Here is a 1,530-nt window from a genome sequence, read left to right as displayed (position 1 = left end):
TTCCAAACCTTTATTTTTACTATTAAAAATTTTTCCAATCGGTATGAAAAAATACCCCAGAATCTGCATCTGTCCGTTCATAGGTATGTGCTCCGAAAAAGTCTCGTTGTGCTTGTATTAAGTTAGCCGTCGAATTTTCAGTACGCAAACCATCAAAATAAGTAAGTCCGGCTGTCATACACGGTAAAGGAATTCCCGAGAACAATCCCCGAGATATCAAAGTTCTCCACCCGTTTTGCAAAGAAATAACCGTATTTTTAAAATAATCATCAAACAAAAGATTGCCGAGAAACGGATCTTTCTTATACGCAGAAACGATCTTTCTCAAAAATGCAGATCGAATTATGCAACCATTTTGCCAAATATATGCAATAGATGCACAATCTAAATGCCATCCATAATGAGACGAGGCCCGCTGTAATAACGAAAAGCCTTGTGCATAGGAAATCATTTTGGATACATATAACGCATCCCGTGCCATATCAACGGAAAAGTCCGTATCATGCCATTTTTCCGTTATATTATCCGGATAGCAGGATGCCGCTTCTCGTCGAATTTCGGGTAAAGCAGAAAACATCCGTGCATATACGGCTTCCGTAATCAACGTCAAAGGTTCTCCCTCATTCAACGCCACTTCAACACACCAGCGTCCCGTACCTTTTTGCCGGGCAACATCTCTTATCTTGTCAACCAGATACTCTCCGGATTTTTCTTTATAACGTAATATCGATGCCGTTATCTCGATCAGATAACTATTTAAATCTCCATGATTCCATAATTCGAACAAGCGAGATATTTCATCGTTGCCTAAACCCAACGCTTGTTTCAATATCGCATACATTTCGGCGATGAGTTGCATATCTCCATACTCAATTCCATTGTGAACCATTTTAACAAAATGTCCGGAACCACCCGACCCGATCCACCGACAACAAGGTGAGCCGTCTTCTAATTTTGCAGCGATCGACTGCAGCATGTCCTTTATAAAAGGCCAAGCCTCTACCGAACCGCCCGGCATTATAGAAGGACCGTTTAAAGCTCCTTCAGCTCCTCCTGAAATACCGCATCCGACAAACCAGATACCCCGACTTTCCATAAAACGAACCCTTCTGTCCGTATCTCTGAAATCGGAATTTCCCCCGTCTATTACAATGTCTCCCAAAGACAAATGCGGCAAAAGCTGATCTACCAACTCATCTACCGGATCACCGGCAGTTACCATCAATACTATTTTTCGAGGACGAGATACTTTATCGACCAACTCTCTTATCGTAGCGGCCGGTATGAAGTTTTTATTTTTTCCATTCTCTTCCATAAAACGAGATACGACATCTTGTTCTTCTCCTTCCTTCCGGTTATATACAGCCACAACATAACCGTTACGTTCAAAATTAAGGGCCAAATTCGCCCCCATTACGCCTAAACCGATCAGTCCCAAGTCTCCAACTTTCATAATTCATTTTTTTTGATATGTATACCTATTGGCGGAATTAAATTATAAAAGATTTATGTTTAAAAAGTTGTGCATAT

General features: G+C 40.9%; 1 protein-coding gene. It reads right to left on the bottom strand.

The window, feature by feature from the left end; translation table 11 throughout:
* Window positions 1-22: 22 nt before the first annotated feature.
* Window positions 23-1,453, bottom strand: coding sequence for a decarboxylating NADP(+)-dependent phosphogluconate dehydrogenase (gnd, locus tag AC1WHX_RS12080; protein ID WP_122338075.1), 1,431 nt, complete (start codon window positions 1,451-1,453; stop codon window positions 23-25).
* Window positions 1,454-1,530 lie beyond the last annotated feature (77 nt).

This window comes from Coprobacter sp., from assembly GCF_982436375.1.
Note: the sequence above shows the minus strand (reverse complement) of the source record. Positions and strands in the feature narration are given on the sequence as shown.